Origin of the sequence: Pseudoalteromonas sp. MMG012, from assembly GCF_018100875.1 — a bacterium.
In the GTDB taxonomy this organism is placed as follows: Bacteria; Pseudomonadota; Gammaproteobacteria; order Enterobacterales; family Alteromonadaceae; genus Pseudoalteromonas; species Pseudoalteromonas aurantia.
Map to the genome: position 1 here is coordinate 111,497 of NZ_JAGJEF010000002.1, position 26,303 is coordinate 137,799.

At 40.8% G+C, this 26,303-nt stretch carries 26 protein-coding genes; 15 read left to right on the forward strand and 11 right to left on the reverse strand.

Translation table 11 applies throughout. The features are described from left to right. Positions 1-11: 11 nt before the first annotated feature. From ispH to murJ, 6 genes are all read right to left on the reverse strand, one after another. The gene (gene ispH / locus J8L97_RS01395; protein WP_192506725.1) at positions 12-941 is read right to left on the reverse strand and encodes a 4-hydroxy-3-methylbut-2-enyl diphosphate reductase; all 930 of its coding nucleotides are present in this window, start codon (positions 939-941) and stop codon (positions 12-14) included. Then, positions 941-1,381: an FKBP-type peptidyl-prolyl cis-trans isomerase gene (fkpB, locus tag J8L97_RS01400; RefSeq protein ID WP_192506724.1), complete on the reverse strand. Its 441-nt coding sequence runs from the start codon at positions 1,379-1,381 to the stop codon at positions 941-943. Before fkpB ends, ispH begins: the two co-directional genes overlap by 1 nt. Next, positions 1,378-1,878: a signal peptidase II gene (gene lspA, locus J8L97_RS01405; protein WP_192506723.1), complete on the reverse strand. Its 501-nt coding sequence runs from the start codon at positions 1,876-1,878 to the stop codon at positions 1,378-1,380. The genes fkpB and lspA overlap by 4 nt, the downstream gene beginning before the upstream one ends. A gap of 9 nt (positions 1,879-1,887) precedes the next feature. Continuing rightward, positions 1,888-4,713, reverse strand: coding sequence for an isoleucine--tRNA ligase (ileS, locus tag J8L97_RS01410; protein ID WP_211047604.1), 2,826 nt, complete (start codon positions 4,711-4,713; stop codon positions 1,888-1,890). 21 nt (positions 4,714-4,734) lie between these two features. Then, entirely contained in the window at positions 4,735-5,661 is a 927-nt protein-coding gene (gene ribF / locus J8L97_RS01415) for a bifunctional riboflavin kinase/FAD synthetase (protein WP_192506721.1), read from the reverse strand. A gap of 80 nt (positions 5,662-5,741) precedes the next feature. After that, positions 5,742-7,310: a murein biosynthesis integral membrane protein MurJ gene (murJ, locus tag J8L97_RS01420; protein ID WP_312037106.1), complete on the reverse strand. Its 1,569-nt coding sequence runs from the start codon at positions 7,308-7,310 to the stop codon at positions 5,742-5,744. Between the two features lie 364 nt (positions 7,311-7,674). On the opposite strand from murJ, the gene rpsT reads away from it, so the two are divergent. Next, entirely contained in the window at positions 7,675-7,935 is a 261-nt protein-coding gene (gene rpsT, locus J8L97_RS01425) for a 30S ribosomal protein S20 (protein WP_010362279.1), read from the forward strand. A 59-nt stretch (positions 7,936-7,994) separates the two neighbouring features. On the opposite strand, the gene J8L97_RS01430 is transcribed toward rpsT, so the two are convergent. Continuing rightward, on the reverse strand, positions 7,995-8,378 hold the full coding sequence (locus J8L97_RS01430) for a response regulator (RefSeq protein ID WP_010362280.1): 384 nt from the start codon (positions 8,376-8,378) through the stop codon (positions 7,995-7,997). A 93-nt stretch (positions 8,379-8,471) separates the two neighbouring features. Here J8L97_RS01430 and J8L97_RS01435 point away from each other — a divergent pair, with 93 nt between their 5' ends. The 3 genes from J8L97_RS01435 to smrA all read left to right on the forward strand — a co-directional run bounded on the left by J8L97_RS01435 (position 8,472) and on the right by smrA (position 9,895). After that, positions 8,472-8,912, forward strand: a complete 441-nt coding sequence (locus J8L97_RS01435) for a hypothetical protein (protein ID WP_211047605.1) — start codon at positions 8,472-8,474, stop codon at positions 8,910-8,912. Positions 8,913-9,012: 100 nt separating this feature from the next. Next, positions 9,013-9,255 carry a hypothetical protein gene (locus J8L97_RS23345; RefSeq protein WP_225738292.1) on the forward strand — a complete coding sequence of 81 codons (243 nt, stop codon included), beginning with the start codon at positions 9,013-9,015 and terminating at the stop codon, positions 9,253-9,255. 58 nt (positions 9,256-9,313) lie between these two features. Beyond that, positions 9,314-9,895, forward strand: coding sequence for a DNA endonuclease SmrA (gene smrA, locus J8L97_RS01440; RefSeq protein ID WP_211047606.1), 582 nt, complete (start codon positions 9,314-9,316; stop codon positions 9,893-9,895). A 236-nt stretch (positions 9,896-10,131) separates the two neighbouring features. Here the strand turns inward: smrA and J8L97_RS01445 are convergent, their stop codons facing one another. Further along, positions 10,132-11,052: a glyoxylate/hydroxypyruvate reductase A gene (locus J8L97_RS01445; RefSeq protein WP_211047607.1), complete on the reverse strand. Its 921-nt coding sequence runs from the start codon at positions 11,050-11,052 to the stop codon at positions 10,132-10,134. A 163-nt stretch (positions 11,053-11,215) separates the two neighbouring features. Between J8L97_RS01445 and J8L97_RS01450 the strand changes: the two genes are divergently transcribed. The 6 genes from J8L97_RS01450 to J8L97_RS01475 all read left to right on the forward strand — a co-directional run bounded on the left by J8L97_RS01450 (position 11,216) and on the right by J8L97_RS01475 (position 19,646). After that, positions 11,216-12,925 carry a GNAT family N-acyltransferase gene (locus J8L97_RS01450; RefSeq protein WP_211047608.1) on the forward strand — a complete coding sequence of 570 codons (1,710 nt, stop codon included), beginning with the start codon at positions 11,216-11,218 and terminating at the stop codon, positions 12,923-12,925. Between the two features lie 270 nt (positions 12,926-13,195). Next, complete coding sequence (locus tag J8L97_RS01455; protein WP_225738291.1) at positions 13,196-13,606, forward strand: TlpA family protein disulfide reductase; 411 nt, start codon at positions 13,196-13,198, stop codon at positions 13,604-13,606. A 118-nt stretch (positions 13,607-13,724) separates the two neighbouring features. After that, on the forward strand, positions 13,725-15,806 hold the full coding sequence (locus J8L97_RS01460) for a TonB-dependent siderophore receptor (RefSeq protein ID WP_211047609.1): 2,082 nt from the start codon (positions 13,725-13,727) through the stop codon (positions 15,804-15,806). A gap of 178 nt (positions 15,807-15,984) precedes the next feature. Continuing rightward, complete coding sequence (locus tag J8L97_RS01465; protein WP_192506714.1) at positions 15,985-16,248, forward strand: GrxA family glutaredoxin; 264 nt, start codon at positions 15,985-15,987, stop codon at positions 16,246-16,248. Between the two features lie 187 nt (positions 16,249-16,435). Further along, a complete protein-coding gene (locus tag J8L97_RS01470; protein WP_210996089.1) occupies positions 16,436-18,274 on the forward strand; it encodes a DEAD/DEAH box helicase in 1,839 nt (612 codons plus the stop codon). 169 nt (positions 18,275-18,443) lie between these two features. After that, a complete protein-coding gene (locus J8L97_RS01475) occupies positions 18,444-19,646 on the forward strand; it encodes an iron-containing alcohol dehydrogenase (protein ID WP_211047610.1) in 1,203 nt (400 codons plus the stop codon). Here the strand turns inward: J8L97_RS01475 and J8L97_RS01480 are convergent. Continuing rightward, complete coding sequence (locus J8L97_RS01480) at positions 19,630-21,660, reverse strand: methyl-accepting chemotaxis protein (protein ID WP_211047611.1); 2,031 nt, start codon at positions 21,658-21,660, stop codon at positions 19,630-19,632. The two genes, J8L97_RS01475 and J8L97_RS01480, sit on opposite strands and share 17 nt — an antisense overlap. Before the next feature lie 230 nt (positions 21,661-21,890). Between J8L97_RS01480 and J8L97_RS23350 the strand changes: the two genes are divergently transcribed. The 3 genes from J8L97_RS23350 to J8L97_RS01490 are packed head-to-tail and all read left to right on the forward strand — an operon-like array spanning position 21,891 to position 22,890. Next, the gene (locus J8L97_RS23350) at positions 21,891-22,145 is read left to right on the forward strand and encodes a pyridoxamine 5'-phosphate oxidase family protein (RefSeq protein WP_247688489.1); all 255 of its coding nucleotides are present in this window, start codon (positions 21,891-21,893) and stop codon (positions 22,143-22,145) included. A 50-nt stretch (positions 22,146-22,195) separates the two neighbouring features. Then, positions 22,196-22,354 carry a hypothetical protein gene (locus J8L97_RS24025; RefSeq protein WP_409455144.1) on the forward strand — a complete coding sequence of 53 codons (159 nt, stop codon included), beginning with the start codon at positions 22,196-22,198 and terminating at the stop codon, positions 22,352-22,354. Positions 22,355-22,398: 44 nt separating this feature from the next. Next, on the forward strand, positions 22,399-22,890 hold the full coding sequence (locus tag J8L97_RS01490) for an AAA family ATPase (RefSeq protein WP_211047626.1): 492 nt from the start codon (positions 22,399-22,401) through the stop codon (positions 22,888-22,890). An 845-nt stretch (positions 22,891-23,735) separates the two neighbouring features. On the opposite strand, the gene J8L97_RS01495 is transcribed toward J8L97_RS01490, so the two are convergent. After that, positions 23,736-24,392 (reverse strand): GNAT family N-acetyltransferase, encoded by a 657-nt coding sequence (locus tag J8L97_RS01495; RefSeq protein WP_192506708.1) that lies wholly within the window; start codon positions 24,390-24,392, stop codon positions 23,736-23,738. 289 nt (positions 24,393-24,681) lie between these two features. Here J8L97_RS01495 and J8L97_RS01500 point away from each other — a divergent pair, with 289 nt between their 5' ends. Together J8L97_RS01500 and J8L97_RS01505 are read left to right on the forward strand one after the other, a co-directional pair. Continuing rightward, positions 24,682-24,945: a hypothetical protein gene (locus J8L97_RS01500; RefSeq protein WP_192506707.1), complete on the forward strand. Its 264-nt coding sequence runs from the start codon at positions 24,682-24,684 to the stop codon at positions 24,943-24,945. A 2-nt stretch (positions 24,946-24,947) separates the two neighbouring features. After that, a complete protein-coding gene (locus tag J8L97_RS01505; protein WP_211047612.1) occupies positions 24,948-25,721 on the forward strand; it encodes a Zn-ribbon-containing protein in 774 nt (257 codons plus the stop codon). Between the two features lie 2 nt (positions 25,722-25,723). Here J8L97_RS01505 and syd read toward each other — a convergent pair whose 3' ends face one another. Beyond that, positions 25,724-26,302, reverse strand: a complete 579-nt coding sequence (gene syd / locus J8L97_RS01510; protein WP_211047613.1) for a SecY-interacting protein — start codon at positions 26,300-26,302, stop codon at positions 25,724-25,726. Position 26,303: the final 1 nt, after the last annotated feature.

Below are 26,303 nucleotides of genomic sequence, written 5' to 3' on the forward strand. Positions count from 1 at the left end.
TGCATGCTTAGTTAACGCAATTCAATCGGCACAGCAAATACAACATTTTCTTCTTCACCTGGGTTCTCAATGACAGTTTCCCCCCCAAGTTCTTTCAAACGTGTAATAACCTGCTGAACTAAGACCTCTGGTGCTGATGCCCCCGCAGTGACACCCACACTGTTAATGTTATCAAACCAGCTTTCACTCATACTGCTCGCATCATCAATCAAGTATGAAATCGTACCCATTTTATCCGCAAGTTCACGTAAGCGATTTGAGTTTGAGCTGTTTTTTGCACCAACAACCAGTAACACATCAACTTTATCAGCTAAATCTCGCACTGCATCTTGGCGATTTTGAGTTGCGTAACAAATATCATCTTTACGCGGGCCATGTATATCAGGAAATTTACACCTGAGTGCATCAATCACATCCGCAGTGTCATCCACTGACAAAGTAGTCTGACTACAATAAAATACATTGCTCGGATCTTTTATCTCTAATGCGTTCACATCTTCTGGTGTCTCTACAAGGTAAATACCACCATCATCATTGGCATACTGCCCCATAGTGCCCTCGACTTCTGGGTGACCGTGGTGGCCTATCAAGATACACTCTGTGCCCTTACGACTCGCTCGTGTTACTTCCATATGAACTTTAGTCACTAACGGGCACGTTGCGTCAAATACCTTAAGCTCACGTCGTTTTGCTTCTTGACGCACTTGCTGAGAAACACCATGTGCACTAAAAATAACAATACTATCGTCTGGTACCTGATGTAACTCTTCCACAAATACAGCACCACGCGCTTTCAGGCCATTCACAACATATTTATTGTGAACAACCTCATGGCGGACATATATCGGGCTTTCAAAAATATCTAGTGCACGCTCCACGATGCTTATTGCACGGTCTACACCTGCACAAAAACCTCTTGGGTTGGCTAGTAAGATATCCATTAGTTGCTTACCTCAAGAATATCAACTTCAAACGTCACCTTTTGACCTGCCAGCGGGTGATTAAAGTCAACAGTGACTGACTCGCCAGCCACTTCACGTACAAGCCCAGGCAAATCGGTACCATCTGGTTGAGTAAATGCAATGATACTGCCAACCTCTGCGGGTGTATCAGCTCCGAATTTACTACGGTCAACATAATAAATATTATCCGGGTTTGGTTGACCAAACGCATCGTCAGGCTCTAAGTCAAATGACTTACTGTCACCAACAACCAAACCCAATAAACATTTTTCAAAGTTTTCAGTCAAGCTGCCATCGCCCATAAATAACTTTGCAGGCTTATTATGCACTTTAGTCGAATCAGCAGCAGAGCCATCCTCAAGCTTTATCGAAAAATGAAAAAGCACCTCAGACTGAGACCCTATCACTTGTTCACTCATGCTTTTTTCTCCTGAGAAGAATCACCTTTAAAGGCATCAAATAATAATAGACCAGCACCACCTACAATTGCCATATCAGCAATATTGAACGCCGGATAATGCCAGTTTTGGTAGTAAAAATGTAAAAAGTCAATCACGTAACCATGGACAAGCCTATCGACCAAATTTCCTATCGCACCAGCCAAAACTAATGAGTAAGCACCACACAAAACCCAGTTATTTGCCGGTAATTTGCGTAGCCAAAATAGCAATAACGCACTAATTGCCACTGCAATAAAACTTAAAAACCAACGTTGCCACCCACCCGCTTCACTTAAAAAACTAAACGCAGCACCGTAGTTGTGCATGTAGGTAAAATTAAAAAATGGCAGCAACTCGATTGACTCATAAAGTTTCATGCTATCCATTACTGCAGCTTTGGTAACATAGTCTACTGCAAAGAGCAGTAGACTTAGCCATAACCAAACTAAACCACTTTTTTGAGTTGAGTCGGTCACATTATACTCCTATGCAAACTGACGCTGTTCGCCGTCACCTTCAACGTTAGTAATACAACGACCACACATATCAGTATGTGTCTCGTGACTACCCACATCATCGCAATAGTGCCAACAACGCTCACACTTTTGAGCGTCGGTTGCAGCAACAGTGATAAACAAGCCATCGATTTCAGAGGCAATTGCATCTTCCGGTTTGTTACTCGCAGGTGCAATAGTCACTTTCGACGTAAGTAATACAAAACGTAGCTCATCACCTAGCTTTTGTAGCCCACTCGCTAAATCGCCATCAGTGTAAAGTGTCACTTCGGCCTGCAACGTCGCGCCAATAACTTCTTCTTTACGTGCACTCTCTAACACACGGTTCACTTCATCACGCACAGCAAGTACACCTTGCCAATATTCATTGCTTAACTGTCCTTCAGAGGCATCATTAAGACCTTCATACCATACATCGGTAAATACAAACTGGCTGCGCTTACCTGGTAATGCCTGCCAAATTTCTTGTGCCGTAAAGCTCATGATTGGCGCCATCCAACGCGTCATTGCTTCGGCAATATGATAAAGCGCTGACTGACATGAACGACGTGCATGGCTATCACTCTTTGCTGTGTACTGACGGTCTTTAATGACATCTAAGTAGAATGAGCCAAGCTCACCTGTACAGAAATTCATTAGCTTCTGAGTCACTACCAACATTTGATAGTTATCATACGCTTCCAAAATTTCGATTTGCAATTGTGCAGCTCTAGATACAATCCAACGATCTAGCTCAACCATATCACCAATTGCCACTAAATCTGTCTCAGGGTTGAACCCGCTTAAATTCGACAATAAATAGCGACTCGTGTTACGAATACGGCGATAACGATCAGCTGAGCGTTTAAATATTTCATCTGATACCGTCATTTCTGCGGTGTAATCCGTTGATGCCACCCATAAGCGTAAAATATCTGCGCCAAGCTTGTTCATAATATTCTGTGGAGAAATAACATTACCTAAAGACTTTGACATCTTACGGCCGTTTTCATCAACAGTGAAACCATGAGTCAGGACTTGTTTATATGGTGCATGACCATTAATAGCAACCGAAGTCATCATTGACGACATGAACCAGCCTCTGTGCTGATCTGAACCTTCAAGATATAGATCAGCTGGGCCTGTAAGCTCTTCTCGTGCATCCACTACACATGCATGTGATACGCCAGAATCAAACCACACATCTAAAGTGTCTTGCACTTTCATATATTGCTCAGCGTCGTCACCTAACAGCGTTGCCGGATCTAAGTCATACCACGCTTGAATACCTTTGCCTTCAACTAAAACAGCAACTTGCTCAATAAACTCTTCAGTATTTGGATGTAGTGCGCCAGTGTCTTTATCGACAAATAGTGCAATTGGCACTCCCCACGTACGTTGACGAGAGATACACCAGTCAGGACGTCCTTCAACCATGTTTGCAATACGGTTTTCGCCCCACTCAGGTAGCCATTGTGTCTTGGCGATTTCGTTTAGAGAATCCTGTCGTAAATTAGCCTGATCCATACTCACAAACCACTGCGGTGTTGCTCGAAAAATAATTGGCGTTTTATGGCGCCAGCAATGTGGATAGCTATGCTGCAACGCATGGTGATGCATTAATGCGCCTTTTTCACTCAGTACTTCAATCACACTCGCATTAGCCTTAAACACGTGTTGACCGCCAAATAATGGCGTATCAGGGAAATAAACACCGTTTGCGCCAACTGGGTTTGCAACTTCTAACCCATAAGCCAAACCGGCGCTGAAATCCTCTTGACCATGGCCTGGCGCTGTATGCACAACCCCAGTACCAGAGTCAGTAGTAACATGTTCAGCAACAATCACCGGTACATCAAAATCATAAAATGGATGCGCAACTCGAAGGTTCTCAAGGGCTTGACCTTTAACATACCCCAATACATGGAAATGATTAAAACCAAAACGATCCATTGCATCTTTGACTAGCTCAGATCCTAAGATTAGACGTTGAACTTTACCTTCATCTTCCACTTGAACAAGTGCATATTCCAATGCCTCATGTACAGCAACCGCACGGTTTGCCGGTAATGTCCATGGCGTCGTAGTCCAGATCACGGTGCCTACACTGCCTTCACCTTCATGACCTTCGGCCAAATCAAACGCAGCTACTACCGCAGCTTGGTCTACAAAGTCAAACTTTACGTCAATCGCCGGAGATTGTTTATCTTGGTATTCAACTTCTGCTTCAGCCAATGCCGAACCACAGTCAGTACACCAATGCACAGGCTTTGCACCTTTATGCAAATGACCACTTTTAATGATACGACCTAACACACGAATGGCGTTTGCTTCAAAGTCAAAGTTCATCGTCAAATAAGGTTTGTCCCAGTCACCAAACACACCTAAGCGTTTAAAGTCAGCTTTTTGACCTTCAACTTGCTTTTGCGCATAAGCACGGCATTTCTCACGAAACTCGGCAGCCGTTACTTTCTTACCAGGCTTGCCCACTTTTTTCTCTACCTGTAGCTCGATTGGCAGACCATGACAGTCCCATCCAGGTACATACGGCGCATCAAAATCAGATAGTGTTTTCGACTTAATAATAATATCTTTAAGGATCTTATTTACCGAGTGACCTAAGTGAATATCACCATTCGCGTACGGAGGGCCATCATGCAAAATAAATGGCTTCTTACCTTTTTTCGCGCTACGGATCTGACCGTATAAGTCTTGTTCGTACCAAGTTTTCAACATTTTTGGTTCGCGTTGCGCTAAGTTACCACGCATTGGAAACTCAGTTTCCGGTAAATTCAGAGTGTGTTTGTAGTCGCTCATTTATCCTAGTTTCCGTATCGGCTACTTAAAATTAAAACATTGCTTAGCGTCAGCAACATCTGTTGCTATTTGCGCTGTTAACTGCGGCAATGTATCGAATTTTTGTTCATTGCGGAGCTTTTTAACCAGCTCCACTTGCATAAAATGTCCGTAAACATCTTGATTAAAATCAAACAGGTGTACCTCTAACAAGGCCTTCGTGCCATTTAGCGTTGGCTTTGTACCAACGTTAGCAACACCTTTATACTGCTTGCCATTTAAATTGACCCGAACAGCAAAAACCCCTTGCACGGGGATCACTTGTCGCTTTAACGCTATATTCGCAGTGCGAAAACCAAGTTCTCTGCCTTTTTTCCAGCCATGAATTACTCGGCCTGCAATGGTATATGTGTGGCCTAGCATTTGATGTGCAGTATCTAAGTCGCCTTTTGCTAGCGCAGCTCTTATCAGAGTACTACTTACCCGACAATCATCGCGGCGTAAACTGGCCGTGCTTTTTACATGCATAGAGACGGATTCACCAATCTCTTTAAGCATATTAAAGTCACCTCGACGTGCATGACCAAATTTAAAGTCATCACCTACCGTTAAAGCCTTCACTCCAAGCTTTTCAACTAATATGTGCTGAACAAAATATTCTGCACTTTGCTGAGCAAACTGTTGAGTGAAACTCACACAAATCACGCGATCAATATCGAGCTTAGCTAACAAAGCCAACTTATCTCTTAATCGAGTTAGCCTTGCCGGCGCTTTATCTTTGGCAAAAAACTCTTGCGGCTGACGCTCAAATAACATAACTGTACTTGGCAAATTGTAGCGCTTAGCGTCTTGTACAAGGCCTTTTAAAACCTCGACATGTCCCAAGTGCACACCATCAAAGTTACCTATCGTTAACACACAACCAAAGTGATGGGGTCGAATGTTATGGATGCCTCTGATCAGCTGCATTACGTCATAGCCTTAATTGCGTGAATCTTCAAAGTGCCCGATTATACCCAAGTTGCCTAAAAATGCGAACTTCTGCATGATTAAGCACGCACATCTTTTATCGTGCTTAGCCTGACACCAAATACAAACATCAGAAGGAAATAAACAAACATCGCCAACACCAGCAACCCAACCAGTAGCATGACTTGTTCAGGCAGTAACCATGTATGCCATAAGTATTTACTACTTACATACCATACGCACCCGGCCATTATACTCGCTGATACGATACATTTGGCCGCAAACCAGAGTGTAAAGTTCGACATCACGAATACCCCCTGTAGTTTCAACTTTCGATATAAAAGATAAGCATTGCAACTGGCTGAAAGTGATGTTGCCAATGCCAGCCCCAAATAGCCAATAAATGGAGCCAGAGCAATATTAAATAGCATATTTAATACCAGCGTGACGATACCTATTTTCACTGGTGTTTTGGTGTCTTGGCGTGCATAAAATCCGGGCGCAAGTACTTTGATCAACATAAAGCTCACAAGCCCAACCGAGTAAGCCACAACGCCAAGGCTCACAGCCTTAACATGATCTATCTCTGTGTCGGAAAATGCACCATGATCAAACAGAACAGTGATAATTAGGGGGCTTATTACCATTAGCCCAGCCATTGCTGGGAAACCTAAGAAGAGCACAAAACGCACACCCCAATCTAAGGTAACTTGAAAATCGTCCACCGCGTCATTAGCATGCAACTTTGATAAGGCTGGTAAAATCACCGTGGCGATCCCAATACCAAACAAGCCTAATGGAAACTCAATTAAACGGTCTGAGTAATACAGCCATGCAATAGACCCTGTAACCAAAAGCGACGCTATTACCGTATCTAATAGCAAGTTAATTTGGCTAATAGAGACACCAAACATTGCTGGCAGCATCAGTTTTCGTACTTTTGTTACTTCCGGTGAATGCCATGCAAAGGTCGGCTTTTGCAACATTCCTAATCGAAACAGAAATGGGATTTGAAAGAGTAGCTGAGCCAAACCACCGACAAATACCCCAATTGCTAACGCATACGCACCATTTTCAAACATGTCATGCAATAAAATAGCACAGCCAATAATTGCAATGTTAAGAAGTACAGGTGTAAATGCTGCAGCTGCAAAGCGATTGTATACATTAAGTATCGCACCACTTAATGCAACTAAACTAACAAAAAATAAGTAGGGGAAAGTAAACTTTAACAATGTACTGGCAAGTTCAAACTTTTCAGCGTTTTCTCCACCATGCCACCAATCGATAAACCAACCCGTCCCAAACAACGCCGTAATTATTGGAGAGCCAATGACCCCAACTAACGTAACACACAGTAAAATTGTGCCTAATGTTCCCGCTGCTTGGCCAACAAATACCCTTACTTTATCATCACCATGCTGCTCTTTAATTTCAGATAGCACTGGGACAAACGCTTGTGCAAACGCTCCTTCCGCAAATAGCCGACGCAAAAAGTTAGGGATTCTGTTAGCAAATAAGAATACATCAGCAGCTAATCCAGCTCCAAGTAAATTAGCAACTACTGCATCTCGAATTAAGCCCATAACCCTTGAAATCATCGTCATGGCGCTTACTATCATGCCTGATTTAAACAACCCCTTCGCCACATTTAACTCCAAAAATAAAAAACACGTAAATTATGCCATAGTCTTTTGCTTATTTGATATCATCAACTTGAGCTTTGCCTGAATTAGAAAAATTTCTATATCTAACACTAGGTGTAAGAATCAAGGTTTGATACACTACGGGCATTAATCACTGGATGCGAGAAACTCACACCGTATTTTTGTGGTTCATGTGCCTGTTAAAGTTGATCGCCAAACGCTAAAAGCCAAGGTTTTCGTCACTACAGGTTACAATTACGAAGAGACAAAGGTCGTGGTGGTCAATATATGTTGACTTTTGCCAATAAAACAGGCATATTCCTCGGCCATTAAATTAAGCTTATTTTAAGATTGTTAGGAGCACACCTTGGCTAACATCAAGTCTGCAAAAAAACGCGCTATCACTAGCGAAAAACGTCGTCAACACAACGCAAGCCGTCGTTCAATGATGCGTACTTACTTCAAAAAAGTACTAGTTGCTATTGAAGCTGGTAATAAAGAAGCTGCAACTGAAGCTTTCGCTGCCGCTACACCAATTCTAGACCGTTACGCAGCTAAAGGTCTAATTCACAAAAATAAAGCAGCTCGTCATAAGAGCCGTTTAAATGCAAAAATCAAAGCTCTATAATCTTTGATTTTATTGTGAATTAAAAAACCGACGAAAGTCGGTTTTTTTGTACCCGGTATTTAAGTTAACTCAAGTTCTGGATAAAACTTCTTCAACATTGCCGCAATTTTCTTTGGTGAGAAAGGTTTAACCACAAACCCCTTCGCCCCTCGCTCAATCGCATCTTTAACATTATCTACGGTTGAATGCGCAGATACCATAACGACATTAATATCAGCATTAATTTGATTTAGCTGGGCAATAATTTCCTTTCCATCACCATCAGGCAATTCAATATCCAAAAATACAATATCAAAGTGCTGTTCTTCACAGGCCTTGATACACTGGGTTGCGGTAGACGCCTCCCTAACGTGGTCAATACCTAAATGCATGAGTGTTTGGTGCAAAAAACTACGAACTGTTCCTACATCATCGACTATTAAAATTGAGATTTGCTGTTCCATTATCCTTTCCCGTAGGCTGCCAAACTAAAATAAGCTATTATAAACATAATAGATCTATTATAGAGTCCTGCAACCAAAAGGCCATACACAGGTATGTCAAAGCAAGCAAAAAAACAATCTTTACTCGGGCAAACGCAGCGAAAACAATCAACCCGTAAACCTGCAAAGAAAAACAAAGCACCAACGCCTTCAGCACAAACGTCTATCACTTCAGACGTCCCCTCTTCCAACGTTAAGAGTAAGAAAAAAATATGGGTCGGTTTATCGCTTGTGACGTTACTCATTATTCTTTTTCCTAAACCTCAACTGATAACTTACGAAAAGTTAGGGTTAGTCGCACAAAGTATCTACTGGTCAGGTTTGCCTGGGTATGATCCTGTCCTTTTAGACTCAAAACTTCACCCCCGATCTGCATTACATCAAAACATTCTTTACTTATGCGTTGATAAAAATAACCCATCAACTTGTCAAAGATACCAAGTCATAGAACAAAAAGGGGTTATTCCCGCACTTCTTAAACTTATTTTAGATTAAAAAAACTAATCTGAAATATATAAAAATAATCGCTTGATGCATGATTAAAGGATCACCATAATGGCGCTCCTTTAATCAACTATGGAAAACCAAACAGACCATGCCCAACGAGTTCAACTGGCTCTTAAACACCATCTTGCTATTACTAGGCTTTGGCGCCTTTTTTATCAATCATTTAACTTTATTACGTGTTGCCGCAGTAGCAGCATGTAGCCTGTTGTTTCTTTCGTTTAGTCTGGACTTGGTAAATACCAGTGTTGTTTCTAATTTAAGCCTCATATTAATTAATACATTTTATCTATTTAAAGTGTATACATTCGGACAACTAAATCTAAGTCAGTAGTCAAGTCTTCTGAACTACGTTAGAATCCTAGCCATACTCACCTACTCAAGGGTTTTGTATGGCTATGACAGATGAAGAGCTATTTTTAGCATCAATGGGAGATGTAACACCTTTAGCTCATGACAATCAGGCTGAGTTAAACAAAATAAAAGCCCAGCCGACAATTTCTCAATTAGAGAAGCGTAAAGCTGCTGCGCAAGAATCAGCGTTTGATGTTAACTTCCTCTCTACAGAGTATGTGGATTTACTTGACCCATACGATTTAATGACATTCAAACGACAAGGTGTACAAGAAGGCGTATTTAAAAAGCTGCGCTTAGGGAAATACCAGATCGATGCCACAATTGACTTACATGGCAAACGCTTCAATGAAGCAAGAAAGACGCTTTTTGAATTTATCCTCGATTGCCATAACAATAATATTAGAGTGTTATTGTTGCGCCATGGTATTGGGCTAAAAAGCAAACCAACCCCAGCAATCTTAAAGAGCTACATTAATAAGTGGTTACAAGAAGTGCCGCAAGTATTGTGCTTTCATTCTGCACTGCGTTGTCATGGTGGAAGCGGTTCAACATACGTATTACTGAAAAAAAATGACGAACAAAAAACACAAACCAAAGAAATCTATGCAAAGCGTTAAGTCATTACCACTTAACGCTCAATGCCTATTTATTCCGTCATGTAGCTTGAGTAAATAAAGCAGAAACACCTAGCAGCACAATCGATAATACAACTAATGATAATTTCACCCCACTATGATTACTCTTCATCACCTACACCTTATTATTATTATATTTGATCACACCACATTACTGAATGTAATCAATTCTCTCAAGCTGTTTTTTTATACAGCAAATTAATTTTATTGTAACGGCATCAATAGCCTAAATGCTTGTCTACCGTATTCATTAATGCATTTTTATTGATGCAAGCAGTAATATTGTAAACTATCTGCTCACACACAGAACTCATACTCGTCACTGCAGCGCAATGAGGCGTCAATGTAATTAATGGATGTTGCCAAAAAGCATGTCCACTTTCGAGCGGCTCATGATTAAACACGTCAAGTGTTGCTCCAGCTAGTTTTTGGTTATCTAATGCCCAGAGTAAGTCTTCTTCAATAAGATGCTCTCCCCGCGCAACATTTATCAATATGCAATGGTTTGGTAGTTGCTCAAACACTTTTCGATTTAAAATACCCGTCGTTTCACCGGTCAATGGTAATAAGCACACCAAATAATCGAGTTCAAGTAAAAATGTCTGGAGTTCATCGATACCTGCAAAACAATTGATACCACTAATATTTTTTTTCGTTCTGGACCATGCGCTCACTGAGAAATCATTCGCTTTAAGTTTCCTAGCTGCAACTTGCCCCAACTCCCCTAACCCTAAAATGCCAATATGATTATGCTTGAAAGCACGCTTAGGTTTCCAAACCGTTTGATATTGCTTATGTGCATACTCACGTATTCGTAACTTGTGCGCCATTACATGACCCAGAATATACTCAGCCATATCATCAGCCAAATCAGTATCAACAATACGTGTTACCTCTACGTGCTCTGGAATTCGCTGTAATGCGATGCCATCTACGCCTGCACCATAAGACTGCACCACTTGTAAATTTGGCAGTCGATCCCAGATTGATTCTGGGGCATTCCAAGCTATTACAAACTGTACCTTGTCTAAATTTGAACAATTGGGCCATTCATGTATTTCGACACCTGGTAAAGAAGTTCGTAGATTTTGCATTAATTTCGTATTGTCTCGGCCTTCAACACACACAAGTACTGACATGTCACCCTCTCTCTGATTAACAAAATTTTATTGTAATCAAACCCCCCTTTTATTCATAGTGTGTCAGATATGACAACTGTCATATAACTGCCAGAACATTGCAACAAGGTTGTAACAAGATGTTTTTACTCTGTGCTTACAGTGTACACAACGAGAGTTCACAATGATCAGTGTCGATAAAGTCATCGAAGCAAATTTACCACAACTTGAAAACTCCCCAAAAGTGAAAGGCTTAGTAAAAAAAGGGTTAGGCTATTTACTCCACGAACAAGAATTCATTGCTTTTGCTGATGCATACCCGCACTTGCAGGGAATTGAGTTTGTAGAACAAGTTCTAGATGAACTCGATTTTGACGCCCGATATAAGCCAAAACAGATAGAACATATTCCAAGTGAAGGTAGCATTGTCATTGTCGCAAACCACCCTATTGGCTCCTTAGATGCATTAGCGCTGATCCGTGTTATAGCCAAAGTGCGGCCAGACCTAAAAGTCGTTGCCAATCGAATGCTTATGTCGGTTACACCTATGCATTCGTTACTGTTACCTGTCGATAACTTATCTGGAACCAGCCGTCGTACTGAACTTGCCAATATTCAGCAACACCTAAATCAAGAGGGTGCATTACTGATATTCCCAGCAGGTGAAGTATCTAGATTAAGTGCCACCGGTATAAAAGATTGCAAATGGAACTCTGGTTTTTTGCGCATAGCTAAAAAAGCGAACTGCCCAATCTTGCCAATTTTTATAAAAGCCAAGAATAGTCCGCTGTTTTACGGCACTTCCCTTATTTACAAGCCTCTAGCAAGTTTGCTTTTAGTAAAAGAAATGTTTAAGCAACGCCAAAAATCATTAGAGTTTGAAATTGGCGCGAGTATCCCGCCTGAATCTTACTTAATTGAGAATTTAAAAGATAAAGAAATTGTCAGTCTCATTCGAAAACAGCTTTACCGACTCAATAGCAAAAAATCAGTACCGCTGAAGACGCAGACCCCGATCGCGGTCCCTGAGTGTAAAAAAGAGTTAAAAAAAGCCATAGAAACCTGTGAGTTGTTGGGTCAAACCCAAGATGGAATGCAAATCTACTTATACAATTACCAAGGAAGCTCCGTTATTTTTAGAGAACTCGGTCGACTTCGAGAGATTGCATTTCGTGCAGTGGGTGAAGGCAGTGGGAAAAGACGCGATATAGACCGATATGATATGCATTATCAGCATTTAGTCCTGTGGGATACCGAGCAACTAGAGTTAGTTGGTGCTTATCGCCTTGCCAGTGCTAAACACATAATCGAAGAGCACGGTCAGCAAGGTTTATATACCGACAGCCTGTTTAGTTATACTGAAAAAATGCACCCATACTTTGAACGAGGCTTAGAGTTAGGCCGAAGTTTTGTGCAACCAAAGTATTGGGGTAGGAAAAGCCTTGATTACCTTTGGTATGGCATCGGTGCTTTTGTAAAACGCTACCCAGAGCATCGTTATCTTTTTGGTGCTGTCAGTTTATCAAACTCTTTACCTGATGAAGCAAAAGCTATGTTGGTTTACCATTATCAACATTACTTTTCGCGCCTAGCAAATCATGCCCAGCCGAATAATGAATACACCTTATCAAATGCACAAATGACGCATTATAAAAGTTTATTTCATGGTTCAGACATCAAAGAAGATTTTGCAGAGCTCAAACATATTCTCGCCAATATGGGGGCTCAAGTTCCCACGCTATTCAAGCAATATACTGAAATTTGTGACTATGAAGGAGCTAACTTTTTAAGTTTTAGTATTGACCCAGATTTTAATAACTGTATAGACGGATTAGTCTTAGTCGACTTAGAAAAACTTAAACCTCAAAAAGCAAAACGTTATTTAGGGGAGTAATGACAGTACTATGGGGTGAGCAGAAGTTATGTATTTCACTTTTGCTCAATCACATAGTCACTGCGCCCATATTGAGTGTCTGCCCCCAACTTCGCAATATTCTGTTACATTTTTCGGTTTTTTGAATGAATAAACAAGTAGTGTTAGCTGGTCTTTGTATATTAAGCTGCCCCTAACTCAACTACTCACATAACTATGCTCAAATATATAATACAATTAGGTTTATTAGTTTTTACGTTCACCGCAGTATCGACATATCAAGAACTTGGTATGTTAAAAGAAAATGGAAAAACGAGCGCGCCTTTCTTCTCTTTACCCAAGCTCGATGATCCGCAACAACGGATTGACTTAACATCTATTAAAGGAGAACAAACTGTTGTGTATTTTTTCGCACCTTGGTGCAGCATCTGTAAATACAGTATGCCAAACCTAGATAAGCTCTATAAAAATAACGAGCTCAATGCCATTGCAATAGCACTTGATTATCCAGATATACAGAGTGTTCACCAATTCTCTGAAGCGTTAAGTTTATCAATGCCTATCTTACTGGGCGATAGTACTACCGCACAAAACTTCAAAGTAAAGGCTTACCCAACGTACTATGTAATTGATGAAAACCTCAAAGTGGTAGAGCGCTCTGTCGGTTACTCTAGTGAACTCGGTATTAAAATCAGACTGTAAGAAACTGTAGCAACACTCTACAGTTTCTTACCCAAACCTAAAACACTTATACACTCCATTTGGTTACACTGCTGCTGATATTCATTGTTGATTCACTTTTTGCACAGGGACCAAAATAATGTTCAAAGTAACGAATGCTAAGCTCTCACTTGCGCTTTCCCCCATCGTCATATGTATGGCACTCCCAAGTTACGCGGCCGAAGCCGACCAAGCTTCTATGGAGCATATCGAAGTATTTTATAAACGCAGTAGTGTTACCAGTGAAATAACCGAAAACACTGAAAAACTAGTCACTATGCCTGGTGCAATGGGTGACCCGTTACGTGCGGTATTCTCTTTACCTGGAGTAGTTGCTGCTGGAGGCTCGATGAGTGAACCTGCGGTACGCGGTTCATCCCCAAGTGATAATATATTTGAAGTCGATTTTATGCCTGCCGGATATATTTTTCACGATTTTGGCAGTTCCATTTTCAACCGCCACATAATTCAAGATTTCCAACTCTACTCTGCTGGGTATGGTACAGGGTATAGTAATGCCACCGGTGCCGTGTTCGATGTGACTTTACGTAATCCAAAGTACCAACCCATTACAACAACTCTTGACTTCACCATGTTTAATGCTGGTATTTTTGTCGAAGGCCAAGCAACCGACAATACCGCCTTTTACTTCTCTGCTCGAAAAAGTACATTACCCTTATTTTTTCCCAAGGGCGAGGAGCTTGAAGATGATGATGGAAAACCTTCAGGGGTAACCATTAATGAGGCACCGGATGACCATGACTATCAGGGAAAATGGCTATGGGATATCAATAACAATAATACACTTACTTTCAATTTCACAGGCGCTGAAGATTCTGCAGCTGCAGGCTTTAATGAGCGAGCCCAATTAGCACAAAAGACCCCCGAATTCCAAGGTGATGCCGTATATATCCGAGAGTTCAATAGTCAAAATTTACTCTGGGATCATTACAACAAACGTTTTCATTTAAGAGTTGCGGTTGGCGCCTTAGATCACTCAGGCCGGCTGGAGTATGGTAAACGTGCTAGCTTAAGTAACGGTTTTTTTGAGCAAGAGTCAGAAAAACAATTTACTTACAAAGCCCAATTAAACTACCGAATTAACAAACAACATCGGCTAATTACTGATATGGCTTATTTTGACAATGAAACAACATACAGCTATGACTCTTTTCAATACCTCTGCACAGAACTTGACCCTGATTGTGACATAAAGAAAGGTGAACGTATTACTGGCAAGCAGAAGTTTGGGGTCGACTCCGGTTTTATCGGATTGACACACGTCTGGCAAATAGGAGACAAATGGCAAACTGAATTAGGTGGTCAATGGCAACACAATAAGTACACCGATGAAAGTTTTGTATCTCCCCGGCTGGCGATAAATTATTACGTAAGTGATCAAAGCACCATATCTGCCAAATTGGGCCGATATAACCGAATGCAAGATATTGATCATATCGCCCCAGATGTTGGTAATCCTAATCTTAAATCTCAAACTGCTAACCATGCAACTTTAGGATTTAGTCAACAACTACCCAACGAATGGTCATGGTCTTTAGAGGGGTATTATAAAACAATGACCAACTTACCGTTGGCCATTGACGTACACGCGCAAGATGCACACCTTCTTTATAGTAACCAAGTTGAAGGTCAAGCATATGGGTTAGACTTACTAATTAACAAGAACAAAACGGACAATTGGTATGGTTGGATTTCTCTTAGCTATGCAAAAAGTGAGCGGACCGATACTCGCCACCATATTACCAAAGACTATTATGCAGATACGCCAGTGGTATTTAATGCTGTGTTACAGTATGAAATCAATGAATTATGGCAAGGTGGATTCAACTTTACAGCACGCAGTGGCCAAGCTTATACGCCGATTGTCGGTGTCCGTGAAAACCCTGACTTTGATAACCGCTTTCTACCTGTCTACGGTGATGCATTCTCCGAGCGGCATGACTTATATCATCGCCTAGATATTCGTTTTGAGCGTAAAACAGAAGTATTCGGCTTAGATGGTAAATTAATACTTGAATTGATGAATGCGTATGGGCAAAAAAATGTCAGCAGTATCGACCTAGATTATGACCGAGTTAAGTCGGTAAACGACCTTTATATTGAAGAAGAGGGAGACGACTTTGAAATACGCCCTTCTATTGGCTTTAGCGTCACATTTTAATTTAGGCATCTAGCATGACTACCGTGTCAGGGTTTTAATCTCAATACCCTGACACATTTACTATTACGGCAAATTCATAAAACCGATTGCGCCTATCGATAAAACTGCCTTCCACATTTATGGAAAAGCCTTACACTGTATCCAAGTCAACAGAATTTACATAAGAGAGTATGAAGCTATGTTTACAGTGATTTTTGGCCGTGATGGCTGCCCATTTTGTGTCCGAGCTAAAGAAGTAGCAGAGCGCTTAAAAAATGAACGTGACGACTTTACCTATCGCTACGTCGATATTATTAAAGAAAACGTCAGCAAAGCGGATTTAGAAAAGTCAGCAGGGAAACCCTGCCCTACCGTACCTCAAATTTTCATTGGTCAGACACACATTGGTGGATTTACCGATTTTGAAGCCTATGCTAAAGCAGAGTTAGGCCTGTATAATTAAAAGTTACGAACTTACCGCACATCAAGCAAAATTAGGGAGTTCGTAAACCTGATGTTAAATACCTCAAACAAGGTTGATTAAAAAACATACAACATCAAGCACATATAAATTAGTTCTAATTTATACAAGCATTTGCTAGTCTTTTCCTATACAATGCGCGCCTCTTTAAAATCGTTGAGGCGCATTAATGTCAGAACCAGTTACGTTTAAATCTTTAGATCTTTCTCCTGCAATTTTAAAAGCAGTCGAAGAGCAAGGATATAAGACACCATCTGAGATCCAAGCTCAATGTATACCGTTATTGCTAGAAAGAAAGGACGTACTGGGACTAGCGCAGACGGGTACAGGTAAAACTGCAGCATTTGCATTACCATTATTAAACAATATTGACCCGGCTACGAAACAGCCACAAATCTTGGTGTTAACACCAACTCGCGAACTAGCCATTCAGGTGGCTGAAGCGTTTGAACAATATGCTAAATTTACCAAAGGTGTTGAAGTACTCGCACTTTATGGTGGACAAAGCTATGGTATCCAACTAAGTGCTTTACGCCGTGGAGCACAAATTATTGTTGCTACGCCAGGCCGCTTAATTGACCATATTAACCGTAAAACAATCAACTTATCTGATCTTAAAGCGTTAGTATTAGATGAAGCTGATGAAATGTTGCGCATGGGCTTTATCGATGATGTAGAAAACATCATGGAAAAGACACCTGAAAACAAGCAAACTTGTTTGTTCTCAGCAACAATGCCTAAGCAAATACAATCTATCTGTTCTAAGTACTTAGATAATGCTGAGCAAGTTCATATCTCAGCTCGCAACTCAACAGTATCATCTGTAGAGCAGGTTTTTTGGCGTGCAAGCGTACACAAAAACAAAGCGATTGTTCGCTTTTTAGAAGCTGAACAGTATGAAGGTGCAATTGTGTTCGTTCGTACTCGTAACGATACAGTTCAACTTGCTGAGCTACTTGAGCAGCAAGGTTTTTCTGCTGCACCACTTAATGGTGACATGAACCAACAAGCGCGTGAGCGCACTGTTGAGCGCCTTAAGAGTGGCTTACTAGACATCGTTATCGCAACTGACGTTGCTGCTCGTGGTCTGGATGTAGATCGCTTAAGCTTAGTTATCAACTACGATATTCCACAAGACAGTGAAGCTTATGTTCACCGTATTGGCCGTACTGGTCGTGCTGGTCGTACAGGTAAAGCCATCTTATTTGTGAAACATAATGAGCGTTACTTACTACGTAACATCATGAAACACACCAAATCAGAAATTGCAGAAGTTGAATTGCCAAGTGCACAAGTCGTTGAAGAAAAGCGCATCGCTGCACTTCAAACTAAGCTAACGAATGCGCTTGAACATAAAGATATTAACTTCTTCAATGAAGTTGCCGCAGGACTTGCAGAAAAGCTTGAACTTTCTCAAGAAGACCTTGCTGGTGCAATGCTTTGCTTGGCACAACAACAAACACCTCTGAAAGTTGAAGATATTAAAATTCAACAGCGTGAGCGTCGTGACCGTGATGACCGTCGTGACAACCGTCGTGGCGAACGTAATGACCGTCAAGGTCGTGAACGCAATGGTCAAGGCCGTGAACGTAATGGTCAAGGTCGTGAGCGCTCAGAACGTGGTCCTCGTAATAGCAGTCAAGGCCCTATGGATACGTACCGTATCGAAGTAGGTCGTGATCATGGTGTTCAGGTTAAGAACATTGTTGGTGCCATTGCGAACGAAGCAGATATCTCTAGCAAGTTTATTGGTGATATCCGTTTATTTAACGAGCACAGCACCGTGCAGTTACCTCAAAACATGCCAAGTGATGTATTGAACCACTTCAATAACGTTGTTATTTGTAAACGTCCTATGAAGTTGACTAAGAGCACACACAGTGCTGACCAAGGTGGTTCTGAGCGTCGTAATGACCGTGGTGGTGACCGTAAGCGCCCAAGTGCTGATAAACGCGCCCCTCGCCGTGACAGTGAAAATAAAGAACGTCGTTCTGTTAGCTTTAGCTAATAATATTCACTTCGATAAAAAGTCGCTTTCATAGCGGCTTTTTTGTTTCTTCTCCCCATGCCCATGATAACTTTCTAATATATCTCATTATCTTCGAAAACCTTACCAGTCTAGCACTCAGCGTACTTTATGCTACAGTTAGGACTGTTATTGTTTGGGCTAAATAATTATGCTTGCGATATACCGAGCTTATCATTTCATTTTAAAGTGTATTGTCATATTTATTGGCATACCTAACCCATTGCTGCATCGTAATAGAGATGGCCTCACTAGCGCGATAAGCGCGCTCAAGCTTAAGAAAAGTAGTAATGTATTACTTGTAACGGATCAAACATTACACCAACTTGACATAACCAAAACGATTATCACTGCCCTCAATAATCAACATCTTAATGTAACTATATATAACCAAGTTTTACCAAACCCCACCATTGATAATGTCGAAACAGGTTTTATGCTATATCGACATAACAGATGCCAAGCAATCATTAGCGTTGGTGGGGGATCCGTGATTGATTGTGCCAAGTTAATAGGTGCTAAAGTGGCAAGGCCAACAACGCATGTTAAAAAATTCAAAGGATTATTTAAAGTATTGAAGCGCCTACCGCCCAATATTGCAATTCCAACAACGGCCGGTACCGGCTCAGAAACAACCGTTGCGGCGGTCGTTAATGACCCACTCACTCGTACCAAATATGCAGCCACCGATTTTGCACTTGTTCCCCATCATGCGGTTATGCTGCCAGAACTGACGATTAGTTTGCCTCCCCACATAACGGCTACAACAGCTATGGACGCATTAACACACGCAATTGAAGCATTGTTAAGCATAAACTGTATGTCGTTCAGCGAGCAACGTGCATTGGCAGCCTGTGCACTCATATTTGAAAACTTACCAAAAGCATATACCAGCCCTAGCAATATTGATGCTCGAGCATCTCTTCTTGAAGCTTCATTTTATGCAGGCCAAGCATTTACTAGAACGTCTGTTGGCTATGTTCATGCTATTTCTCATCAACTGAGCGCATGCTATAACACACCACATGGTTTGGCCAATGCTGTATTACTCGTTCCTGTACTTGAGTGGTATGGCCCTCGCGTACAACGACAATTGGCCCAAATAGCGAGGTACTGTCAACTAACATCAATTGACTACCCGATTGAACGTCAAGCAGAAGACACGCTAACAAAAATAAAACAATTATTGGCGTATTGTCAGATCCAAAGTTGTTTTACCGAAATAAATATACTCGACATTGAAAAGCTCACAAGAAGTGCGCTTGCAGAAGCTCACCCTGATTACCCCGTACCATTTTTCATGGAGGCTGATGAATGTGAGGGTATTATAAAGCAAGTCACTGCGACAACTTAAAGCGCTCAATTAACTTAATGATAGAACTAGCAAATTGACTTAATGATTCACTATTTTTAGCCATATGTTGCATCTCATCTGCGTTTTCTTTTGCCGTACCCTGCGCTTCACTCATCACAACTTCTATCTTCTGGCAATCCGTTGCTTGATTTAACGCCGCATCCGTTACGCGAGTGCTCATATCCACGACTTCTGTTAATGCTAACTCAATCTCAACGCTTGCAGCCGATAAAGCCTCACTTTGCTCTACACTGACCCCAACTTCTTTGCGCCCTTGTATAATCACTTGCAATGCTGTTTCTGTATCTTGCTGCAAAGTATCAATCATCTGGTTGATCTCTGTCGTTGATGATTGCGTTCGAGATGCTAACGTGCGAACCTCATCTGCAACGACTGCAAACCCGCGGCCTTGCTCGCCAGCACGGGCTGCTTCAATTGCCGCATTTAATGCCAATAAATTAGTCTGCTCTGCAATCGATACGATGGTATCTAAAATGCTTCCTATATTTTGACTATGCTCAGATAAGCGTTCCATCACAGTTACAGCATCACGCATTTTTTCACTTAAAGCAGTCATATGCTGCTTGTTATTGTTCGCTATGAGACTTACTCGCGTGCCTTGTTCATTTGCCGTTCGAATACCCGTTAAGCTTGAATTTGATTCATCGCTGACCAATTGCGCACTGTTTGAAATAGAGCTGCTTAACTCAGCAGCATTATCCATCCGCTGCATTTGTGTCATCGCATTACCGGCAATCAAATTACTCCTAACTTGAGAAGATTCAGACAAAACTTCAAGTTCATGAACTTCTGACTTGATAGCCTCCAGTAAACCTTTTAAGTTATTTTTAACGGTGTTTATGTTATCTATTAGCGCTCCAAATTCATCATCTTGCCGTTTTTTAACTTCTCTAGAGAAGTCTCCATCGGCTAAATACCCAAGCATTTTATTCACAGCAGCCAAAGGCCCTAGCATCGCCTTTGTCGTGTATATGGCAATAAACACAGCCAAACTTACAAATACCCCAGCTAACAACAAGGTCACTCTTTGGGCTTGCTCTATTTTTTCCTGCGCTATGTTCTCATAAAAAATAAACTGGGATTTTGCCGCCATTTGTAATTGCTTTAACGATTGTTGTGCCAACCCCATAGACTTTTCAGCATCAGCGTAAACATTTAACACATTATCTTGCGACGATAACTTTGATTGAAGCGTTTGATAGATACTTTGAGGGCCATCAAGTAACACGGTAAAATGCTGTTGAGCTTGAATAAATTCACTAAACTGTGTTTGCGTATTTAATCCGGTTGCTTGTCGCTGCAAAAATCGAAAATTATCTTCCATATTACCCAATAGAAAACGCATATCATCCTGATGCTGAGCAAGGTTGACAAGTGATAATGCCAAAATACCTTGGGCATTATTGCTCAGTGTAAATAACATATCATCAATCCGAATACCGGTGCCTACAACCTCATCTCGCAACTTAACGTTATCAGTTTCAATCAACTCTAAATCAAGCATAGCGCTACTGGCTTGCTCATAACTTTGTTGCAATTGAGAAAACTGGCTATGATACTCGGTGAGCTGTGCTATTACAGTTAACTTTGCCTTAAATAAAGCATTTCCGTGTTGTTCTAGTAATGATATTTGTTCAATTGCTGCTTGAATAGGTTGACTAAACTCTGTCCGGCCCTGTGTGAGAGTTTGCAATTCATGCTTTTTTGCTTGATATGTACCCATATAAGTTACAAATGTTTTTTTAGAACGATTTAACGCCGCTACGTCGTTTTGTGAAAAAGCTTGTGTAATAAGTTTACTTAGCATTACTTGCTGCAACCGCAATTCATCCGCGATATGTAAGATTGGAACCGCCACCGATTTAACCTCGATATTCGCAGCCGATATTTGCCTTAAAGCCACGTATGCAAGCGCACTCGCCACTACCAGTAATAGCCCAAGGCCTGAAAAGCCCGAAATAATCTTCTGTTTTATCGATAACTGTTTAAACATGGTTTAATTGTGCTTTAAGCAACACCCTTTGTAAAAATTTAAGCCCTACTAGGGACTAATATCCCACAAATTATTTAATATTAGAATAATTACTTTATTTATCACGCCACTGTACGTCTCATAAATATCAATAATAGTTTTCCCACATACACAAAAAGTGGCACACACTCAGCATTCATACAACTTTTTGTGATAATTTAACCCTCTATTTTTTCTAATTAGGAAACCAGATGCGTGAACAAGTATTAAAAGAAGCAAAATCACTATTACGTGTCAGTACAATGGGTGTGCTTTCAACACATTCTCATACCATGAAGGGCTATCCGTTTGGCTCAACAGTACAATTCATAAACAGCGACGCTAATCAGGCTTATCTGTTTATTAGCGATATTGCCCAACATGCAAAAAACCTTTCGCATAACAGTGCATTGTCGTTAACTGTTTTTGATCAAAAAAGCCAAGATGATCCGGAGATTCTAGGTTAACTCTCATTGGTGACGCAACCAAATTACCTAGATGTGAAAGCGTAATACTCATACAGCAATTTATCGAAAAATACCCGTCGGCCAGTCAATATATGGACTTAGCTGATTTCCATATCTGGCAAGTTGACGTTATTCGCGTTCGATTTATATCTGGGTTTGGTAAGATATTTTGGCTTGAACATAATGAGTGGCAGGCTTACTGCGCTTAGCAAAACCAAGGTATGTACAAATATTATAGGAGTCATTTTGCTTTATATTTTTTTCAGGTTTACCAGGTACAGGAAAGTCGACCTTATCACAGTTTTTAGCTCAATATCCTAATGCAACCTACTTTCGAATTGATTCAATAGAGCAAACGATGCGCAACACCAAGATTGAAAACCTCTATGATCATGGTTATCACATTGCTTTTCAATTAGCTAAAGATAATTTAAACATCGGTCAAACCGTGATAGCTGATTCAACTAACCCTATTTACGCTTCCAGAGTCGCCTGGTGGCAAGTAGCTCAAACATGCCGTGTTCCTCATCGCGATATTGAAGTAATTTGCTCCGATTTAAAGCAGCATCGTCAACGCGTCGAATCTAGACAAAGTGACATCCCTCACCTTAAACTTCCGACTTGGGACAATGTATGTCAACGAGAATATGAAGTATGGCACAGTCAACGCATCATCATTGATACTGCAAATAAGACGCCTGAACAGTCTAAGAAAGATTTATTACTTGCCTTACAACTCACATAGACAATCTGTCTGCAAGAACCCCTTTCTTCACATAGATGAAATTCAGCAGCATTTTAATTTAAAACAATAAATTACTGTGTATTCGTATTATTTTGATAAACAAAAAATCATGTAACAACTAACTCTCAAGCGAGTACCAGATTGATTGGTAAAACTCAGTATCAACATGTTTAAAGGAAGGGCTGGTTAGATACTAAAGGTTACAAAAAACTAAGGCGCAACCAGTGTGCGCCCTAATCTGACCACATCCATGCTAGGTATCCGATACCTTGCGTGAAGCCATCCTATTCATCATCCCCTGAACGGGTATACATCCTGAAAACCCGATCATCATCCTTGTCTTCATCCTAAAACACTTCCTGTGCTCCCTTTGCCATCTTGGCTGTCCTCTTCCCGCTAATCCATCGGGTGTTCCTTGCGCTCCTTGCGCACTCCTACCTATCCTTATTGCGCATATCCCATACGCACCGCCACCTTGGCATCCTCTACACCTAATCCTTCTAGGGCTCCATTAACACATCCTGTGTTAGTCCTTCCTTTTTATAGCTCCGCTATAATCTCACATCCTATGAGTTCCTAAACCTTCAATCCTTGTTCCCTTTGCTCCTTGCAAATCAAAATATCCTTATTCTTACAATCCTTTAAGTAGCTGCTGCCACTTCGCCTTCCTAACATGACTAAGTTTACGCTTACATCACCAAACGAAAAGGTCAAAAAAGTAATATTTTTACATACTTTTTTTTGAAATAATTAACAACTCTATTTAAAACAATAATGTAGAATGATAATCATTGTTAATAACCCTGTAACAAAACACTTTTACCTACATCCATGTGAGAAAAATCCTACAAGCCATCTTCCATTATGTCCGTCGTTTTTGCTTTAAACATAAGCTCACCACTGACCTTGTTAAACTCTAACGTTTTTATTTGTTGATACCCATGACCTAAAAAGAATGCTTTTTGTTCTACATTGGTCACAAAAACTGCCATACCTGAAGATGCTTCATTGCTCAGTACCAAATCATCTAAGCCTGAGAGCAAATAATGCCCTAACCCTTGACCTTGTATATGCGGGTCAACAGCAATAAATGCTAAAAAGTAATAATGACCATACTCGTCAAGTGAAGCTCGAATAGTATCTTCTTTTTCAATCAGCTGCTGAGTTTGTAAGTACCCTGCACTCATCATTAACTTTAGTCTCCAATGCCAATAACGAGATGCTTGAAGATCACTTTTCGCTTCGAAAATACACGCAACTGCAACCAAGCGGTCAGCCTCAAATAAACCAATCATTGGTTGACGCCCTTGACCAAAGCTGGCCAACTCTTCTCTTATCAATGCCCTTAATTTAGCTTCATAATCCAGCTCTTTCTTCGACTCTAGCATCGTTCTTAATATAGAGTCATCATGGTAAGCTTGGTACAATAGACTTGCGGCAACGCGCGTATCTTCTGGTGTTAGGTATTTTACCGCTAATTGGTCTTGTTGTAGAACTTGCATATCATACCTTCTTTATTTTTATCTGGTTGAGGTAACTGAAAGGTAACGCTATACCCAATATAGTTTCAGAGTATTTTTTAGGCAAATATTGACGCGATTCATGATACATTGCTAGGGACCACCTCTTAATTTGTTTAGGTTAGCAGACGAAATCAACACAAACGGTCTGCAACCTTAAGTACACCGCCTTAAACAATTAAATGAGTAATAACAGCTGAGTTGACGCTTTGTACAATTGTGCTGAGAATAGATAAATTGTGGTATCATTCCCTTTTATTCGGAGACAATCATGCATAGTGCTGTACTTCATGCGATTACATCTTTACTCAATGAAGGTAAAACCCCCACAGTAGCGCTGACAAAAGCAAGGTTATCTGAGCCTGTCGCTATGCCACTCATCATTGCTGGAATTACAGCGTATAAAAATAACCCTAAATGCATTAATGAAGTAACTCACACAAAGCAAAATGACACAGTTCAGTCAAATGATAATCAACTTGACCGTATTGAAAAAAAGCTTGATTTACTCCTGTCCCTTTTAGAAAAGAACTAATTATGTTTGTTGCTGATTTAACATTTGATTGTTACCAAGACACCACTTTAGATAATGCAGAACAAGCGATTAACCGCTTAGTAAATGCCCTGCGCTTTAATGGACAAATTATTGGGGACGAATTCCCTACAGTCCTAAAAGATGGTTATTTCATTACGCGTGTTATGTGTCCATTAGAAGATTCACTGCACCCTTTGCACCACAGCCCTTTTGTTAAACATGCCATTGAGCAGTTGCAGCAAGTGGGGTTACTTGCTCCAAAAGTCAAAATTATTGGCCAAGATATTCACGCTAATGGCGCTGATATATGCCAATCTCCTTCTAGTTATATTCTCTATACCACTTATGTTCATACATGTAGCCCATTATACTGTGGTGACGATTTTCTCCCTGTTCCGCTATATAAGATCCCAGCGATTGCCAATGGCGATTATAAAGCACTGATTAAATGGCAAGAAGATTGGCAGGCATGTGATCAAATTCAAATTAATGGCGCGACGCGCTGTGAATTTCCCGCTTTAACTGAAATATCGAGTCCAGACAGTGATTTATTCCGTCGAGGCATGGACTTGTCAAAACGAATTCGTCATTTAACGCAAAAGAACGTCTATTACTATTTATATCGTGTCGGCGGTGAAAGTCTCGAAACGGAACAAAACCGAAAATGCCCCTCTTGCGATAACGAATGGGCACTGCCTGAACCTTGGTTTGGCATCTTTGATTTCAGATGTGAACAGTGCCAACTCGTATCTAATATCTCTTGGGATTTCCAGTAAAATTAATAGGATAAGCCTTGCAGAAGCTCTTCTAGCGAGGCTGCTAGCACATGATGGGGCTCTTTGCCGACATACTCAAGGCATACTTCTCCTGTATTCAATTTTACTGTAATTAGCAAATCATCCTGTTCTGTTAAGCCAATAAATATAGTATCGGTTTGCTTGAGCTTTCGCTTCATCAACACATGACCGGTAATATTTTGTTGCAGCCTTTGAAAGTCATCATGATTCCACGCCTGCAGCAATTCAATTTGATGACCTTCAAATTGCGCTACCACATTACCCGCATAAAATTGGCTGTAAAATATATTTAATTGCTCTGGGAACTGGCACTCTAATGCTAGCGCTAAGGCATTTAAATTATGTTCCTCTGCCACAGGCTTTGCCTGCCACTGGATTTGCCCATCAACCATTGGTTCACCCACTTCACACTCACTAGGCCATGTTTTATCATAATACATACAGGGTAACGTCTCATGTTTGCTTTGATATGCCTGCGCGTAGTCTTTATGTACTTGCGTTAAAATCTGCTTTATCACCTTACTGCCAACTATTATTCGATAGGTTATAATGAGCCTCATT

Coding starts and splice junctions, on each gene's coding strand:
- ispH (WP_192506725.1), bottom strand. CDS start 941: ATGGATATCTTACTAGCCAACCCAAGAGGTTTTTGTGCAGGTGTAGAC.
- fkpB (WP_192506724.1), bottom strand. CDS start 1,381: ATGAGTGAACAAGTGATAGGGTCTCAGTCTGAGGTGCTTTTTCATTTT.
- ileS (WP_211047604.1), bottom strand. CDS start 4,713: ATGAGCGACTACAAACACACTCTGAATTTACCGGAAACTGAGTTTCCA.
- ribF (WP_192506721.1), bottom strand. CDS start 5,661: ATGCAGCTGATCAGAGGCATCCATAACATTCGACCCCATCACTTTGGT.
- J8L97_RS01430 (WP_010362280.1), bottom strand. CDS start 8,378: ATGGAACAGCAAATCTCAATTTTAATAGTCGATGATGTAGGAACAGTT.
- J8L97_RS01435 (WP_211047605.1), top strand. CDS start 8,472: ATGTCAAAGCAAGCAAAAAAACAATCTTTACTCGGGCAAACGCAGCGA.
- J8L97_RS23345 (WP_225738292.1), top strand. CDS start 9,013: ATGCCCAACGAGTTCAACTGGCTCTTAAACACCATCTTGCTATTACTA.
- smrA (WP_211047606.1), top strand. CDS start 9,314: ATGGCTATGACAGATGAAGAGCTATTTTTAGCATCAATGGGAGATGTA.
- J8L97_RS01445 (WP_211047607.1), bottom strand. CDS start 11,052: ATGTCAGTACTTGTGTGTGTTGAAGGCCGAGACAATACGAAATTAATG.
- J8L97_RS01450 (WP_211047608.1), top strand. CDS start 11,216: ATGATCAGTGTCGATAAAGTCATCGAAGCAAATTTACCACAACTTGAA.
- J8L97_RS01455 (WP_225738291.1), top strand. CDS start 13,196: ATGTTAAAAGAAAATGGAAAAACGAGCGCGCCTTTCTTCTCTTTACCC.
- J8L97_RS01460 (WP_211047609.1), top strand. CDS start 13,725: ATGTTCAAAGTAACGAATGCTAAGCTCTCACTTGCGCTTTCCCCCATC.
- J8L97_RS01465 (WP_192506714.1), top strand. CDS start 15,985: ATGTTTACAGTGATTTTTGGCCGTGATGGCTGCCCATTTTGTGTCCGA.
- J8L97_RS01470 (WP_210996089.1), top strand. CDS start 16,436: ATGTCAGAACCAGTTACGTTTAAATCTTTAGATCTTTCTCCTGCAATT.
- J8L97_RS01475 (WP_211047610.1), top strand. CDS start 18,444: ATGCTTGCGATATACCGAGCTTATCATTTCATTTTAAAGTGTATTGTC.
- J8L97_RS01480 (WP_211047611.1), bottom strand. CDS start 21,660: ATGTTTAAACAGTTATCGATAAAACAGAAGATTATTTCGGGCTTTTCA.
- J8L97_RS23350 (WP_247688489.1), top strand. CDS start 21,891: ATGCGTGAACAAGTATTAAAAGAAGCAAAATCACTATTACGTGTCAGT.
- J8L97_RS01495 (WP_192506708.1), bottom strand. CDS start 24,392: ATGCAAGTTCTACAACAAGACCAATTAGCGGTAAAATACCTAACACCA.
- J8L97_RS01500 (WP_192506707.1), top strand. CDS start 24,682: ATGCATAGTGCTGTACTTCATGCGATTACATCTTTACTCAATGAAGGT.
- J8L97_RS01505 (WP_211047612.1), top strand. CDS start 24,948: ATGTTTGTTGCTGATTTAACATTTGATTGTTACCAAGACACCACTTTA.
- syd (WP_211047613.1), bottom strand. CDS start 26,302: ATGAGGCTCATTATAACCTATCGAATAATAGTTGGCAGTAAGGTGATA.